13 protein-coding genes and 1 tRNA gene are annotated in these 16,117 nt (G+C 56.2%); all 14 read right to left on the bottom strand.

Annotated elements, in window-relative coordinates; all coding sequences use genetic code 11:
- The coding region (locus H621_RS0119200; RefSeq protein WP_028944943.1) for a GTP-binding protein at positions 1–592 on the bottom strand (592 nt) is incomplete at its 3' end.
- A gap of 30 nt (positions 593–622) precedes the next feature.
- Entirely contained in the window at positions 623–2,770 is a 2,148-nt protein-coding gene (gene fusA / locus H621_RS0119195) for an elongation factor G (RefSeq protein ID WP_028944942.1), read from the bottom strand.
- Positions 2,771–2,800: 30 nt separating this feature from the next.
- Positions 2,801–3,271, bottom strand: a complete 471-nt coding sequence (gene rpsG / locus H621_RS0119190; protein ID WP_008089143.1) for a 30S ribosomal protein S7 — start codon at positions 3,269–3,271, stop codon at positions 2,801–2,803.
- Positions 3,272–3,391: 120 nt separating this feature from the next.
- The gene (gene rpsL, locus H621_RS0119185) at positions 3,392–3,763 is read right to left on the bottom strand and encodes a 30S ribosomal protein S12 (protein WP_003186084.1); all 372 of its coding nucleotides are present in this window, start codon (positions 3,761–3,763) and stop codon (positions 3,392–3,394) included.
- 210 nt (positions 3,764–3,973) lie between these two features.
- Entirely contained in the window at positions 3,974–8,173 is a 4,200-nt protein-coding gene (gene rpoC, locus H621_RS0119180) for a DNA-directed RNA polymerase subunit beta' (RefSeq protein ID WP_028944941.1), read from the bottom strand.
- A gap of 64 nt (positions 8,174–8,237) precedes the next feature.
- A complete protein-coding gene (gene rpoB / locus H621_RS0119175; RefSeq protein ID WP_028944940.1) occupies positions 8,238–12,311 on the bottom strand; it encodes a DNA-directed RNA polymerase subunit beta in 4,074 nt (1,357 codons plus the stop codon).
- Between the two features lie 219 nt (positions 12,312–12,530).
- On the bottom strand, positions 12,531–12,896 hold the full coding sequence (rplL, locus tag H621_RS0119170; protein ID WP_007957596.1) for a 50S ribosomal protein L7/L12: 366 nt from the start codon (positions 12,894–12,896) through the stop codon (positions 12,531–12,533).
- Between the two features lie 78 nt (positions 12,897–12,974).
- A complete protein-coding gene (rplJ, locus tag H621_RS0119165; protein ID WP_028944939.1) occupies positions 12,975–13,475 on the bottom strand; it encodes a 50S ribosomal protein L10 in 501 nt (166 codons plus the stop codon).
- Between the two features lie 199 nt (positions 13,476–13,674).
- Positions 13,675–14,370, bottom strand: coding sequence for a 50S ribosomal protein L1 (rplA, locus tag H621_RS0119160; protein WP_028944938.1), 696 nt, complete (start codon positions 14,368–14,370; stop codon positions 13,675–13,677).
- Positions 14,370–14,801, bottom strand: coding sequence for a 50S ribosomal protein L11 (rplK, locus tag H621_RS0119155; RefSeq protein ID WP_028944937.1), 432 nt, complete (start codon positions 14,799–14,801; stop codon positions 14,370–14,372). The genes rplA and rplK overlap by 1 nt, the downstream gene beginning before the upstream one ends.
- Positions 14,802–14,920: 119 nt before the next feature.
- On the bottom strand, positions 14,921–15,454 hold the full coding sequence (gene nusG, locus H621_RS0119150; protein WP_010220294.1) for a transcription termination/antitermination protein NusG: 534 nt from the start codon (positions 15,452–15,454) through the stop codon (positions 14,921–14,923).
- Positions 15,455–15,463: 9 nt separating this feature from the next.
- Positions 15,464–15,832 (bottom strand): preprotein translocase subunit SecE, encoded by a 369-nt coding sequence (secE, locus tag H621_RS0119145; protein WP_028944936.1) that lies wholly within the window; start codon positions 15,830–15,832, stop codon positions 15,464–15,466.
- Positions 15,833–15,877: 45 nt separating this feature from the next.
- Positions 15,878–15,953, bottom strand: a tRNA-Trp gene (locus H621_RS0119140).
- 53 nt (positions 15,954–16,006) lie between these two features.
- A partial coding sequence (locus H621_RS28200) for an EF-Tu C-terminal domain-related protein (protein WP_082534534.1) occupies positions 16,007–16,117 on the bottom strand: 111 nt, incomplete at its 5' end.

Below are 16,117 nucleotides of genomic sequence, written 5' to 3'. Positions count from 1 at the left end.
TTTCAACCAGACGCTTGACAGCGGTGGTACCCATTTCGTTGTCGTCTTTGCCTTCCAGCGCCATACGAGCCGAACCGATGATGATCGGAGTGTCGTCGCCTGGGAAGTCGTAGGTGGACAGCAGGTCGCGAACTTCCATCTCGACCAGTTCCAGCAGCTCAGCGTCGTCTACCAGGTCAGCCTTGTTCAGGAAGACCACGATGTACGGAACGCCAACCTGACGGGACAGCAGGATGTGCTCACGGGTTTGCGGCATCGGACCATCAGCGGCCGAGCAAACCAGGATCGCGCCGTCCATCTGGGCAGCACCGGTGATCATGTTCTTCACGTAGTCAGCGTGACCTGGGCAGTCAACGTGAGCGTAGTGACGAATGTTCGAGTTGTACTCGACGTGCGCGGTGTTGATGGTGATACCGCGAGCTTTCTCTTCTGGAGCGCTGTCGATCTTGTCGAATTCGACGACGGCCGAACCGAAAACTTCGGAGCAGACGCGAGTCAGAGCTGCGGTCAGAGTGGTTTTACCGTGGTCAACGTGACCGATGGTGCCAACGTTGACGTGCGGAAGGGAACGATCAAATTTTTCTTTAGCCACGACAGTGAACCTCTTGCCTAAAGGGCTGGATTAGCCTTGTTTTTTAACGAGTGCTTCGACGATATTCGACGGAGCTTCGGCGTATTTGGAGAATTCCATGGAGTAGCTCGCGCGACCCTGAGACATGGAACGAACGTCGGTTGCATAACCGAACATCTCTCCGAGCGGAACTTCAGCACGGACAACCTTGCCGGACACCGAATCTTCCATACCCTGGATCAGACCACGACGACGGTTCAGGTCACCCATCACGTCACCCATGTAGTCCTCAGGGGTCACAACTTCTACCTTCATGATCGGCTCAAGCACTTTGCCGCCGCCTTTGGCAGCCAGCTGCTTGGTCGCCATGGAGGCCGCCACCTTGAACGCCATCTCGTTGGAGTCGACGTCGTGGTAGGAACCATCAAACACGGTTGCCTTCAGGCCGATCAGCGGATAGCCGGCAACAATGCCGTTCTTCATCTGCTCTTCGATACCCTTCTGGATCGCCGGGATGTATTCCTTAGGAACCACACCACCTACAACCTCGTTGGTGAATTCCAGGCCTTCGGTGATGTTGCCCTGCGCGTCCACTGTTGGCTGCGAGAAGCGGATCCAGCAGTGACCGAACTGACCGCGACCACCGGACTGACGAACGAACTTACCTTCGATTTCGACGTTGTCTTTGGTGATCTGCTCGCGGTAGGAAACCTGCGGCTTACCGATGTTGGCTTCGACGTTGAACTCGCGCTTCATGCGGTCAACGAGGATGTCCAGGTGAAGCTCGCCCATACCCGAGATGATGGTCTGGCCGGTTTCTTCGTCGGTCTTGACACGGAACGACGGGTCTTCCTGGGCCAACTTGCCCAGTGCGATACCCATCTTCTCCTGGTCTTGCTTGGTCTTCGGCTCAACAGCTACCGAGATCACAGGCTCCGGGAAGTCCATACGCTCGAGGATGATCGGCTTGTCGGCGTTGCACAGAGTGTCACCAGTGGTGACGTCCTTCATGCCGATCAGAGCAGCGATGTCGCCTGCCAGTACTTCTTTGATTTCTTCACGCTGGTTGGCGTGCATCTGCACCATACGACCAACGCGCTCTTTCTTGCCCTTGACCGAGTTGATCACGGAGTCGCCAGACTGCAGCATGCCCGAGTAAACGCGCACGAAAGTCAGGGTACCCACGAACGGGTCGGTTGCAATTTTGAACGCCAGAGCCGAGAACGGCTCGTTGTCGTCTGCATGACGCTCGTCATAGTCAGCGTCAACCAGCTCTTCCTTCGGCTTCTCGATCAGATCTGGGTGGATACCCTTGATCGCAGGAATCTCGGTCGGAGCAGGCAGAAAGTCGATAACAGCATCGAGAACCAGGGGAACACCCTTGTTCTTGAAGGAGGAACCGCAGACGGCCGGAACGATCTCGCTGGCCAGGGTGCGCGCACGCAGACCGGCTTTGATTTCTTCGACGGTCAGCTCTTCGCCTTCCAGATACTTGTTCATCAGCTCTTCGCTGGACTCGGCAGCTGCTTCAACCATGTTGGAGCGCCACTCTTGAGCCAGCTCCAGCATATCGGCAGGAATTTCTTCCTCGCGATAAGTGGTGCCTTTGTCGTCATCGTTCCAGTAGATAGCCTTCATTTTGATCAGGTCAACCTGACCCTGGAAGTTATCTTCCGAACCGATAGCCAGCTGAACAGGAACCGGGGTGTGACCCAGACGGTTCTTGATCTGACCTACGACGCGCAGGAAGTTGGCGCCTGCACGGTCCATCTTGTTCACGTAGACGACACGTGGAACACCGTACTTGTTGGCCTGACGCCATACGGTTTCGGACTGCGGCTCAACGCCGGATGTGCCACAGAACACAACGACCGCGCCGTCGAGTACACGCAGCGAACGCTCTACTTCAATGGTGAAGTCAACGTGGCCGGGGGTATCGATGACGTTTACGCGATAGTTGTCATACTGGCCACGGGAGCCTTGCCAGAAGGTGGTCACAGCAGCGGAGGTAATGGTAATACCCCGCTCCTGCTCCTGCACCATCCAGTCGGTGGTCGCGGCGCCATCATGCACCTCGCCCATCTTGTGGCTCAGACCTGTGTAAAACAGGATCCGCTCGGTAGTGGTAGTTTTGCCCGCGTCAACGTGCGCGCAAATACCAATGTTACGGTAGCGGTTGATTGGTGTAGTACGAGCCATAGAGCCCTCGCAAAAATAGTGATGCCTGAATTAGAAGCGGTAGTGCGAGAACGCTTTGTTGGCTTCGGCCATACGGTGTACGTCTTCACGCTTCTTGACTGCAGCACCTTTGCCTTCAGCAGCATCCAGCAGCTCGCCAGCCAGGCGCAGAGCCATGGACTTCTCGCCACGCTTGCGGGCGTAGTCTACCAACCAGCGCATTGCCAAGGCATTACGACGGGATGGACGAACTTCAACAGGGACCTGGTAAGTGGCACCGCCAACACGGCGCGACTTAACTTCGACCAGCGGAGCGATGGCGTCGAGAGCTTTCTCGAAGATTTCCAGGGGATCGCTGTTCTTGCGTTCTTTAACCTTGTCCAGTGCACCGTAAACGATACGCTCGGCAACGGCTTTTTTGCCGCTTTCCATTACGTGGTTCATGAACTTGGCGAGGATCTGGCTTCCGTATTTTGGATCGTCCAGAATCTCACGCTTGGCTGCTACACGACGTCTTGGCATTGATAAGCCCTCAAACGGTCTTCAGGTTAGCCCGGGACAGTGAACCCAAAGGGTGCGTGCCCGACCTTACTCTTATCGACTCAATAAAATAAATAACTGCAAACAGCTACAAACGGCCGATTACTTCGGACGCTTGGTACCGTACTTCGAACGACCTTGGTTACGACCTTTAACACCGGAGGTATCCAGGGAGCCGCGAACGGTGTGGTAACGAACACCTGGCAAGTCTTTTACACGACCGCCACGGATCAGTACGACACTGTGCTCTTGCAGGTTGTGGCCTTCACCACCGATGTACGAGGAAACCTCGAAACCGTTGGTCAGACGCACACGGCATACTTTACGCAGTGCCGAGTTAGGTTTTTTCGGCGTAGTGGTGTACACACGGGTGCACACGCCACGACGTTGCGGGCAGTTCTGCAGCGCAGGAACGTCGGATTTCTCGACGATACGCTTACGCGGCTGACGTACCAGCTGGTTGATAGTTGCCATCTACTAGCTCCACTGTTGTCTTGCGACGCTATTGTCTTGCAAGAAAAGCAAAAATTGGCAGGACGAAGTCCCACCAAATTTAGGGGTACAAGAGTCTAAAGAGGATCTTGTCCCCAGTCAAGACGAGGCCCCAGCCTCCCTCCTCCGGTCATCGGCAACATTTTATGTCGTCAATGACCAGATCGGGTAAACCAGGGCCCTGCCTTACTTTCAGTTACCGCTGGAGTTCAACGCTTCGGTCAGTGCGGCTTCCACCTCACTGGCACTTACGCGTAGCGGTTTGTCGGCATCACGGCGACGCTTACGCTCGCTGTGGTATGCCAGACCGGTACCGGCCGGGATCAAACGACCCACGACCACGTTTTCTTTCAGGCCGCGCAGGTAATCGCGCTTGCCGGTTACCGCCGCTTCGGTCAGAACACGGGTGGTCTCCTGGAAGGAGGCCGCCGAGATGAACGATTCGGTGGACAGCGAGGCCTTGGTGATACCCAGCAGTACACGAGTGAACTTGGAGACAAACTTGTCTTCAGCGCTGAGGCGCTCGTTCTCTACCAGTACCTGGGTCAGCTCCATCTGGTCGCCCTTGATGAAGCTGGAATCGCCCGACTCAGCAATCTCGACCTTGCGCAGCATCTGACGCAGGATGGTTTCGATGTGCTTGTCGTTGATCTTCACGCCTTGCAGGCGGTAAACGTCCTGAATCTCGTTGACGATGTATTTGGCCAGCGCGCTAACACCCAGCAGACGCAGGATGTCGTGCGGATCGCTAGGACCGTCGGAGATAACTTCGCCGCGGTTCACTTGTTCGCCTTCAAAGACGTTCAGGTGACGCCACTTCGGAATCAGCTCTTCATACGGATCACTTCCGTCGTTCGGTGTAATGACCAGGCGGCGCTTGCCCTTGGTTTCTTTACCGAACGCGATGGTGCCGCTGACTTCAGCCAGAATCGAGGCTTCTTTCGGACGACGGGCTTCGAACAAGTCGGCAACCCGAGGCAGACCACCGGTGATGTCACGGGTCTTCGACGTTTCTTGCGGGATACGCGCGATAACGTCACCGACACCGATCTGGGCACCGTCAGCCACACCCACCAGGGCGTTGGCCGGCAAGAAGTACTGTGCTGGCACGTCGGTACCCGGCAGCAGCAGATCTTTGCCATTGGCGTCGACCATCTTGATTGCAGGACGGATTTCCTTACCTGCAGCCGGACGGTCTTTGACGTCCAGAACTTCAATGTTGGTCAGACCCGTCAATTCGTCAGTCTGACGCTTGATGGTGATGCCTTCTTCCATGCCCACGAAGGTCACGGTACCTTTCATTTCGGTAACGATCGGGTGGGTGTGCGGGTCCCACTTGGCGACGATTGCGCCAGCATCGACCTTGTCGCCTTCCTTGACCGAAATCACCGCACCGTAAGGCAGCTTGTAACGCTCACGCTCACGACCGAATTCGTCGGCAATCGCCAACTCGCCGGAACGCGACACCGCAACCAGGTTACCGTCGGCGCGCTCAACCTGCTTCAAGTTATGCAGACGAACCATACCGCCGTTCTTCACCTGGACGCTGTCGGCAGCAGAGGTCCGGCTTGCAGCACCACCGATGTGGAACGTACGCATGGTCAGCTGGGTACCCGGCTCACCGATCGACTGTGCAGCGATAACACCGACAGCTTCACCGATGTTCACCTGGTGACCGCGAGCCAAGTCACGACCGTAGCACTTGGCGCAGATGCCGTAGCGGGTTTCGCAGCTGATCGGCGAACGCACGATCACTTCGTCGATGCTGTTCAGCTCGATGAACTCAACCCACTTCTCGTCGACCAGGGTACCAGCCGGAACGATAACGTCGTCAGTGCCTGGCTTGAACACGTCACGGGCGATAACTCGACCCAGTACTCGCTCACCCAGAGGCTCTACTACGTCGCCGCCTTCAATGTGCGGCGTCATCAGCAGGCCTTGCTCGGTGCCACAGTCGATCTCGGTAACTACCAGATCCTGGGCAACGTCGACCAGTCGACGAGTCAGGTAACCGGAGTTAGCCGTCTTCAACGCGGTATCCGCAAGACCCTTACGAGCACCGTGAGTCGAGATGAAGTACTGGAGTACGCTCAGACCTTCACGGAAGTTCGCGGTGATCGGCGTCTCGATGATCGAGCCGTCCGGCTTGGCCATCAGGCCACGCATACCGGCCAGCTGACGAATCTGAGCTGCCGAACCCCGGGCACCGGAGTCAGCCATCATGTACATCGAGTTGAAGGACTCTTGCTCGACTTCATCGCCATTGCGGTCAATGACCTTCTCTTTCGAGAGGTTGGCCATCATCGCCTTGGAAACTTCGTCGTTCGCCTTGGACCACAAGTCGATGACTTTGTTGTACTTCTCGCCCTGGGTTACCAGGCCGGAGGCGTACTGGCTCTCAATCTCTTTCACTTCGTCGGTAGCAGTACCGATGATGCGGGCTTTTTCATCCGGGATAACGAAGTCGTTAACACCGATGGAAACGCCGGAGATGGTCGAGTAAGCGAAACCGGTGTACATCAGTTGGTCAGCGAAGATCACGGTCTCTTTCAGACCAACCACGCGGTAGCACTGGTTGATCAGCTTGGAGATGGCCTTCTTCTTCATTGGCTGGTTGACCACGTCGTACGACAGACCTGGTGGAACAACCTGGAACAGCAGAGCACGGCCGACAGTGGTGTCGACAATACGGGTGTTCTTGACGCTGCCGCCATCACGATCATTGACGGTTTCGTTGATACGAACCTTGATCTTGGCGTGCAGGGCCGCTTCGCCGGCGCGGAATACGCGGTCGACTTCCTGCAGGTCGGCGAATACGCGACCTTCGCCCTTGGCATTGATGGCTTCACGGGTCATGTAGTACAGACCCAGTACAACGTCCTGCGAAGGAACGATGATTGGCTCGCCGTTGGCTGGCGACAGGATGTTGTTGGTCGACATCATCAGCGCACGCGCTTCGAGCTGGGCTTCCAGCGTCAGCGGCACGTGAACGGCCATCTGGTCACCGTCGAAGTCGGCGTTGTACGCAGCACAGACCAGCGGGTGCAGCTGAATAGCCTTACCTTCGATCAGTACCGGTTCAAACGCCTGGATACCCAGACGGTGAAGGGTTGGTGCACGGTTGAGCAGCACGGGGTGTTCACGAATCACTTCGGCGAGAACGTCCCACACCTCTGGCAGCTCGCGCTCGACCATCTTCTTAGCAGCCTTGATGGTGGTCGCCAGTCCACGCATTTCCAGCTTGCCGAAAATGAACGGTTTGAACAGCTCGAGGGCCATCTTCTTCGGCAGACCGCACTGGTGCAGACGCAAGGTCGGACCAACGGTAATTACCGAACGACCAGAGTAGTCAACACGCTTACCGAGCAAGTTCTGACGGAAACGACCTTGCTTACCCTTGATCATGTCGGCCAAGGATTTCAGAGGACGCTTGTTGGAACCAGTGATGGCACGACCGCGACGGCCGTTATCGAGCAATGCGTCGACAGCTTCCTGGAGCATGCGCTTTTCGTTGCGCACGATGATGTCCGGCGCGGACAAGTCGAGCAGGCGCTTCAGACGGTTGTTACGGTTGATCACCCGACGATACAGGTCGTTCAGGTCGGAAGTCGCGAAGCGACCGCCGTCCAGCGGAACCAATGGACGCAGATCTGGCGGCAGAACCGGCAAAACGGTCAGGACCATCCACTCAGGCAGGTTGCCCGAACCCTGGAAGGCTTCCATCAGTTTCAGACGCTTGGACAGCTTCTTGATCTTGGTTTCCGAGTTGGTCTGCGGAATTTCTTCGCGCAGACGACCGATCTCGTGCTCAAGGTCGATAGCGTGCAGCAGCTCACGGACAGCCTCGGCACCCATACGGGCGTCGAAGTCATCACCGAACTCTTCCAGCGCTTCGAAGTACTGCTCATCGTTGAGCAGTTGGCCTTTTTCCAGCGTGGTCATGCCAGGGTCGATAACGACATAGCTCTCGAAGTAGAGAACACGTTCGATATCACGCAGGGTCATGTCCATCAGCAGGCCGATACGGGACGGCAGCGATTTCAGGAACCAGATATGGGCAACTGGAGAGGCCAGCTCGATGTGCGCCATGCGCTCACGACGAACTTTAGCCAGAGCGACTTCGACGCCGCACTTCTCACAGATAACGCCACGGTGCTTCAGGCGCTTGTACTTACCGCACAGGCACTCATAGTCCTTGACTGGGCCAAAGATCTTGGCGCAGAACAGGCCGTCACGCTCAGGCTTGAACGTACGGTAGTTGATGGTTTCCGGTTTTTTAACTTCACCGAACGACCACGAACGGATCATCTCAGGCGAGGCCAATCCGATACGGATGGCGTCGAACTCTTCGACTTGACCCTGGTTTTTCAGCAAATTCAGTAGGTCTTTCAAGGCCTTTCCTCCTGGCGGAGCAGGGAGCGGGCTTTTCAGCCGCGCTCCCGATTCGCGTCACGTGTTATTCGGTTTCCAGATCGATATCGATACCGAGCGAACGAATTTCTTTGATCAACACGTTGAAGGACTCGGGCATGCCCGGCTCCATACGGTGATCGCCGTCCACGATGTTTTTGTACATCTTGGTCCGACCGTTCACGTCGTCCGACTTCACTGTGAGCATTTCTTGCAGGGTGTATGCCGCGCCGTATGCTTCCAGCGCCCACACTTCCATCTCCCCGAAACGCTGACCACCGAACTGCGCCTTACCACCCAGCGGTTGCTGAGTAACCAGGCTGTAAGAACCAGTGGAACGCGCGTGCATTTTGTCGTCCACCAAGTGGTTCAGCTTGAGCATGTACATGTAACCAACGGTCACATGACGCTCGAACTTGTTGCCGGTACGACCATCGAACAGCTGCATCTGACCGCTTTCTGGCATGTCTGCCAGTTTCAGCATGGCCTTGATCTCGCTTTCCTTGGCGCCGTCGAAGACTGGAGTGGCCATAGGCACACCGCCTTTGAGGTTTTTCGCCAGATCCAGGATTTCCTGGTCGGAGAAGGTCTCGAGACTTTCCTGACGACCACCGATCTCGTTGTAGATCTCGGTGAGGAACTTGCGCAGTTCGATGACCTTGCGCTGCTCTTCAAGCATGCGGTTGATCTTCTCGCCCAGTCCTTTGGCTGCGAGGCCAAGGTGGGTTTCGAGGATCTGACCAACGTTCATACGCGATGGTACACCCAGCGGGTTGAGTACCACGTCAACTGGCGTACCGTTGGCGTCGTGCGGCATGTCTTCAACCGGCATGATCACCGAGACTACACCTTTGTTACCGTGACGACCGGCCATCTTGTCGCCCGGCTGGATGCGACGACGGATTGCCAGGTAGACCTTGACGATCTTCAGTACGCCCGGTGCCAGGTCATCGCCCTGCTGCAGCTTGCGCTTCTTGTCTTCGAACTTGTCGTCCAGCAGACGGCGACGATCAACGATGTAGGCCTGAGCCTTCTCAAGTTGTTCGTTCAGCGCGTCTTCGGCCATGCGCAGTTTGAACCACTGGCCGTGCTCCAGACCGTCCAGTACTTCGTTGGTGATGACAGTACCTTTCTTCAGGCCTGCACCACCGTCGACCACCTGTCCGTTCAAAGCAGAACGCAGACGCTCGAAGGTTGCACCTTCAACGATACGGAACTCTTCGTTCAGGTCCTTGCGGATCTCGTCAAGCTGCATCTTCTCGATGGACAGCGCGCGGCTATCGCGCTCAACACCGTCACGGGTGAAGACCTGTACGTCAATGACAGTACCTTTGGTGCCGGTCGGCACACGCAGGGAAGTGTCCTTAACATCGCTGGCTTTCTCACCGAAGATTGCACGCAGCAGCTTCTCTTCTGGAGTGAGCTGGGTTTCGCCTTTTGGCGTGACCTTGCCGACCAGAATGTCGCCCGCGCCAACTTCAGCACCCACGTAAACGATACCGGCTTCATCCAACTTGTTCAGCGCAGCTTCACCTACGTTCGGAATGTCCGCAGTGATTTCCTCTGGGCCGAGCTTGGTGTCACGGGCCACACAGGTCAGTTCCTGAATGTGGATCGTGGTGAACCGGTCTTCCTGAACCACACGCTCGGACAGGCAGATGGAGTCTTCGAAGTTAAAACCGTTCCAGGCCATGAACGCGATGCGCATGTTCTGACCCAGTGCCAGCTCACCCATATCGGTGGACGGGCCGTCAGCCATGATGTCGCTACGCTGGACCACATCACCTTTGCGCACCAGCGGACGCTGGTTGATGCAGGTGTTCTGGTTCGAGCGGGTGTATTTGGTCAGGTTGTAGATGTCGACACCAGCTTCGCCGGTTTCGACTTCATCATCAGCAACACGAACCACAATACGGCTGGCATCGACGGAGTCGATCACACCACCACGACGAGCCACGACGCAAACGCCGGAGTCACGGGCAACGTTGCGCTCCATGCCGGTACCGACCAGCGGCTTGTCGGCACGCAGGGTTGGTACAGCCTGACGCTGCATGTTCGACCCCATCAACGCACGGTTGGCGTCGTCGTGCTCGAGGAACGGAATCAGCGATGCTGCGACCGAAACTACCTGCTTCGGCGATACGTCCATCAAGGTGACGTCTTCTGGCGCCTTGACGGTGAATTCGTTCAGATGACGAACGGCTACCAGCTCGTCGATGAGTTGCTTCTTCTCGTTCATCGCGGCCGAAGCCTGTGCGATGACGTGATCCGCTTCCTCAATCGCCGACAGGAACACGATCTCGTCGGTAACCACACCCTCTTTCACCACTCGATACGGGCTTTCGAGGAAGCCGTACTGGTTGGTGCGGGCATAAGCTGCCAGGGAATTGATCAGACCGATGTTCGGACCTTCAGGGGTCTCGATCGGGCACACACGGCCGTAGTGGGTCGGGTGTACGTCGCGGACTTCGAAGCCTGCACGCTCACGGGTCAGACCGCCAGGGCCGAGTGCAGAGACACGACGCTTGTGGGTGATCTCGGAGAGCGGGTTGTTCTGGTCCATGAACTGCGAGAGCTGGCTGGAGCCGAAGAACTCTTTCACCGCCGCCGCAACCGGCTTGGCGTTGATCAGGTCCTGAGGCATCAGGCCTTCGCTTTCTGCCATCGACAGACGCTCTTTGACCGCGCGCTCTACACGCACCAGGCCAACTCGGAACTGGTTCTCGGCCATTTCGCCGACGCAACGTACGCGACGGTTACCCAGGTGGTCAATGTCGTCGACGATGCCCTTGCCGTTACGGATATCGACCAGGGTCTTGAGGACCTCGACGATGTCTTCCTTGCTCAGCACGCCCGAACCTTCGATCTCGGTTCGACCGATACGACGGTTGAACTTCATGCGACCGACGGCCGACAGGTCGTAACGCTCGGCGCTGAAGAACAGGTTATTGAACAGGGTCTCAGCGGCATCCTTGGTTGGCGGCTCGCCAGGACGCATCATCCGATAGATTTCGACCAGCGCTTCCAGCTGATTGCTGGTGGAGTCGATCTTCAGGGTATCGGAGATAAACGGACCGCAATCAATGTCGTTGGTGTACAGGGTCTCGATACGGACGACCTGAGCCTTGGCGATCTTGATCAGCAGTTCGGTGTTCAGCTCGGTGTTGCACTCGGCCAGGATCTCGCCGGTAGCCGGGTGAACGATGGCTTTGGCTGTGGTACGGCCCAGGACGTATTCCATAGGAACGTCCAGCTGCTTGACACCGGCCTTTTCCAGCTGGTTGATGTGGCGAGCGGTAATACGCCGACCCTGCTCGACAATCACCTTGCCGGTTTCGTCATGAATATCCATGACCGCAACTTCACCACGCAGGCGCTGAGGCACCAGCTCCAGGCTCAGTTTCTCGCCCGAGACGTGGAAAACGTTGGTGGTGTAGAAGGCATCCAGCACTTGTTCAGTGCTGTAACCCAGCGCGCGCAGCAGTACCGACGCAGGCAGTTTGCGACGACGGTCGATACGGACGAATACACAGTCTTTCGGATCGAATTCGAAGTCCAGCCACGAGCCACGGTAAGGAATGATCCGAGCCGAGTACAGCAGCTTGCCCGAGCTGTGCGTCTTGCCACGGTCGTGGTCGAAGAAAACACCTGGCGAACGGTGCAACTGGGAAACGATAACACGCTCGGTACCGTTGATTACGAAGGTACCGTTTTCAGTCATCAGGGGAATTTCACCCATGTAGACTTCTTGCTCTTTGATGTCCTTGATCGCTTTGTTCGACGATTCTTTGTCGAAAATGATCAGGCGTACCTTTACCCGCAGTGGTACGGCGTAGGTTACGCCGCGCAGTACGCATTCTTTGACATCAAAAGCTGGTTCGCCCAAACGATAGCCAACGTACTCCAGGGCAGCATTGCCGGAGTAGCTGATGATCGGGAAAACCGATTTGAAGGCCGCATGCAGGCCCACGTCGCGGAACTGATCTTTGGTCGCTCCCGCTTGCAAGAATTCACGATACGAATCCAGCTGGATGGCCAGGAGGTAAGGCACATCCATGACGTCCGGCAACTTGCTAAAGTCCTTGCGGATACGTTTTTTCTCAGTGTATGAGTAAGCCATCAGCGTTCCCCAGCTTGGTCACCTGCTTGTTTGGCTTCTCCCGACGGGAGCAGCCAGAAAATCGTGCAAACCCCTTGGTTTGCGCCACCATCATTGGTGGTTACAGCTCGTTATCGGCGCCGACCTAGTCAGCTGCCAATAACGGAAAAAGGCCGGTGGCAAGAGCCACCAGCCATCAGCCGTTTGCTTAGCGCTCGGGCTGGAGTCGCAAAGTCGAAATTACTTGAGTTCGACTTTAGCGCCTGCCTCTTCCAGCTTCTTCTTGGCGTCTTCAGCAGCTTCTTTCGAAACGCCTTCAGCGACAACCTGAGGAGCGCCGTCAACTTTCTCTTTGGCTTCTTTCAGGCCCAGACCGGTCAGTTCACGAACGGCCTTGATCACGTTGACTTTCTTCTCGCCGGCTTCAACCAGAACAACGTTGAATTCGGTTTGCTCTTCAACAACGGCAGCGGCAGCAGCTGGGCCAGCAGCGGCAACAGCAGCGGTAACGCCGAAGGTTTCTTCCATTGCTTTGATCAGCTCAACAACTTCCAGAACGGTTTTCTGGCCGATTGCTTCGATGATTTGCTCGTTAGTCAGAGACATGACTTAAATCCTGTATTGGGGTGACAGCCTACGCAGCTATCAAATTAAACGTATGATTTCGAAAGCGCTGACTGTGCCTTAGGCAGCAGTAGCTTCTTTCTGGTCGCGAATAGCTGCCAGAGTACGAGCCAGCTTGCTGGTAGCGCCTTGGATCACGCTCATCAGCTTCGCGATAGCTTCGTCGCGGGTCGGCAGGGTAGCCAACACGTCGATTTCGTTAGCGGCAAGGAACTTGCCGTCGAACGCAGCTGCCTTGATCTCGAACTTGTCCTGACCCTTGGCGAACTCTTTGAACAGACGAGCAGCAGCGCCCGGGTGTTCGTTGGAGAAAGCGATCAGGGTCGGGCCAGTGAAAGCGTCGTTGAGGACACTGAATTCAGTATCAGCAACAGCACGCTTGAGCAGGGTGTTACGTACAACACGCACGTATACACCAGCTTCACGAGCCTCTTTACGGAGTCCGGTCATTGCGCCTACAGTCACACCACGGGCATCAGCCACGACAGCGGACAGAGCGACTTTGGCAGCCTCGTTGACTTCAGCGACGATGGCCTTCTTGTCTTCGAGTTTAATTGCCACGGGTAAAACTCCTGCTTGTTACCGTTTCATCTGGCCGAAGCCGGATGTCGTTTTGGTGTCTGATTCGGTAAGGAACCGGGAGCACCATCTGCGTAGGCTTTAGGTTTAAGGCTTGCGCCGCCTACGGTCTTGGATAGCCCCCGCCAGGCAGGGACCCCAATTTTTTAAGCCGACGCGATCGCTCGCATCGACTTTTGTCTTACGCGTTCAGCGAGCTCTGGTCGATGACCAGACCTGGGCCCATAGTGGTGCTCAGGGTAACGCGCTTAACGTAGATACCTTTCGAGGAAGCCGGCTTGATACGCTTCAGATCAGCGATCAGAGCTTCAACGTTTTCCTTCAGCTTGCCAGCTTCAAAGCCAACCTTGCCAACGGAGGTGTGGATGATGCCGTTTTTGTCGGTGCGATAACGAACCTGACCAGCCTTGGCGTTTTTAACCGCGGTGGCTACGTCTGGAGTTACGGTACCAACTTTCGGGTTCGGCATCAGGCCGCGAGGACCCAGGACCTGACCCAACTGACCTACAACACGCATTGCGTCCGGGGAAGCAATTACGACGTCATAGTTCAGGTCGCCGCCTTTCATTTCGGCAGCCAGATCGTCCATACCTACACGGTCAGCGCCGGCAGCCAGAGCGGCCTCAGCAGCTGGACCCTGGGTGAAGACAGCAACACGTACGGTCTTGCCAGTGCCGTGTGGCAGCACAGTAGCGCTGCGAACGACCTGGTCGGATTTACGCGGGTCAACACCGAGGTTGACAGCAACGTCGAAGGATTCGCTGAACTTCACGGTGGAAAGTTCGGCCAGCAGTACTGCTGCATCTTCGAAGTTGTAGACTTTGCCAGCTTCGAGCTTCGAAGCAATGGCCTTTTGGCGCTTGGTCAGCTTAGCCATTACACACCCTCCACGTTGAGGCCCATGCTGCGAGCAGAACCGGCGATGGTACGCACGGCTGCTTCCATGTCAGCGGCAGTCAGATCAGCATTTTTGGTTTTTGCGATCTCTTCCAGCTGAGCACGAGTCACAGTACCGACTTTAACGGTGTTCGGACGTGCCGAACCGCTGGTCAGGCCAGCTGCTTTCTTCAGCAGAACCGAAGCAGGGGTGCTTTTGGTTTCGAAGGTGAAGCTGCGGTCACTGTAAACAGTGATGATCACAGGAGTCGGCAGGCCGGCTTCTTGACCCTGAGTACGGGCGTTGAAGGCCTTGCAGAACTCCATGATGTTCACACCATGTTGACCCAGTGCTGGACCAACGGGTGGGCTTGGGTTGGCCTGGCCGGCCTTTACTTGCAGCTTGATGTAAGCCTGAATCTTCTTAGCCATGAGCTACTCCAATATCGGGTACGAACGCCTGAAGGCTCCCCGGATGACTTGCGTTTTATCCCAGTGACGACAAAACCCCGCAGCACATAGGGCTGCGGGGTATGGGATGCTTTGTTCGGCTAGACCTTCTCGACCTGGCTGAACTCAAGCTCTACCGGAGTAGAGCGACCGAAAATAAGCACGGCCACTTGGATCCGGCTCTTTTCGTAGTTAACTTCTTCAACAGTACCGTTGAAGTCAGCGAACGGACCGTCGATAACGCGGACGACTTCGCCCGGCTCGAACAATGTCTTCGGCTTAGGCTTGTCGCTGCCATCGGCAACGCGACGCAGAATGGCCTCAGCTTCTTTATCGGTGATCGGCGCAGGCTTGTCTGCAGTACCACCAATGAAGCCCATGACGCGAGGGGTATCCTTGACCAGGTGCCAAGTCCCTTCGTTCATATCCATCTGGACCAGCACATAACCTGGAAAGAACTTACGCTCGCTCTTGCGCTTCTGGCCATTGCGCATCTCAACCACTTCTTCAGTGGGGACCAGAATTTCGCCGAAACCGTCTTCCATGCCAGCCAGCTTTACGCGCTCGATCAGCGAGCGCATTACATGCTTCTCGTAACCCGAGTAAGCATGCACAACGTACCAACGCTTAGCCACGGGACACCCTTAGCCAACAATCAAGGAAATCAACCAACCGAGCAGGGAGTCGAGACCCCACAGCAGCAGCGCCATTACCAGGACAACCGCCACTACGATGAGCGTGGTTTGCATGGTTTCTTGGCGGGTTGGCCATACGACTTTACGAATCTCGGTGCGAGCTTCCTTTGCCAGCGCAAAGAACGACTTGCCCTTGGCAGTTTGCAAGGCAACAAAGCCAGCAACAGCAGCAAGAGCGAGAAGTGCGAGTACGCGATACAGAATCGGTGAAGCGGAGTAATATTGATTACCCACCACACCAACGACTACCAAAGCGACAACAGCCAGCCACTTGAGCAGGTCAAAACGAGAGTCTTGGGCTTCAGCCTTGGGAGTCATCTAGGAAAATCCTGTGAAAAGAAAGCCAGACACACGAGGTGAATCTGGCAGGTCAGGAGGGAATCGAACCCCCAACCTACGGTTTTGGAGACCGTCGCTCTGCCAATTGAGCTACTGACCTAAAAGCTTATCAGGCCGGCCATTATGCCGACCTGATCGAGAGAAATCAACTACTTATTCGATTACTTTAGCTACGACGCCAGCGCCGACGGTACGACCGCCTTCACGGATAGCGAAGCGCAGACCATCTTCCATTGCGATGGTTTTGATCAGAGTGACAGTCAT

Origin of the sequence: Pseudomonas vranovensis DSM 16006, assembly GCF_000425805.1 — a bacterium.
In the GTDB taxonomy this organism is placed as follows: Bacteria; Pseudomonadota; Gammaproteobacteria; order Pseudomonadales; family Pseudomonadaceae; genus Aquipseudomonas; species Aquipseudomonas vranovensis.
This window is presented reverse-complemented; position numbering and strand designations above follow the sequence as displayed.

Bases quoted from the DNA above. Each gene is read 5' to 3' on its own strand.
- rplK (WP_028944937.1), bottom strand. From the start codon at position 14,801: ATGGCTAAGAAGATTCAGGCTTACATCAAGCTGCAAGTAAAGGCCGGC.
- rpsG (WP_008089143.1), bottom strand. From the start codon at position 3,271: ATGCCAAGACGTCGTGTAGCAGCCAAGCGTGAGATTCTGGACGATCCA.
- secE (WP_028944936.1), bottom strand. From the start codon at position 15,832: ATGACTCCCAAGGCTGAAGCCCAAGACTCTCGTTTTGACCTGCTCAAG.
- rpsL (WP_003186084.1), bottom strand. From the start codon at position 3,763: ATGGCAACTATCAACCAGCTGGTACGTCAGCCGCGTAAGCGTATCGTC.
- rplA (WP_028944938.1), bottom strand. From the start codon at position 14,370: ATGGCTAAGCTGACCAAGCGCCAAAAGGCCATTGCTTCGAAGCTCGAA.
- rpoB (WP_028944940.1), bottom strand. From the start codon at position 12,311: ATGGCTTACTCATACACTGAGAAAAAACGTATCCGCAAGGACTTTAGC.
- rplL (WP_007957596.1), bottom strand. From the start codon at position 12,896: ATGTCTCTGACTAACGAGCAAATCATCGAAGCAATCGGCCAGAAAACC.
- fusA (WP_028944942.1), bottom strand. From the start codon at position 2,770: ATGGCTCGTACTACACCAATCAACCGCTACCGTAACATTGGTATTTGC.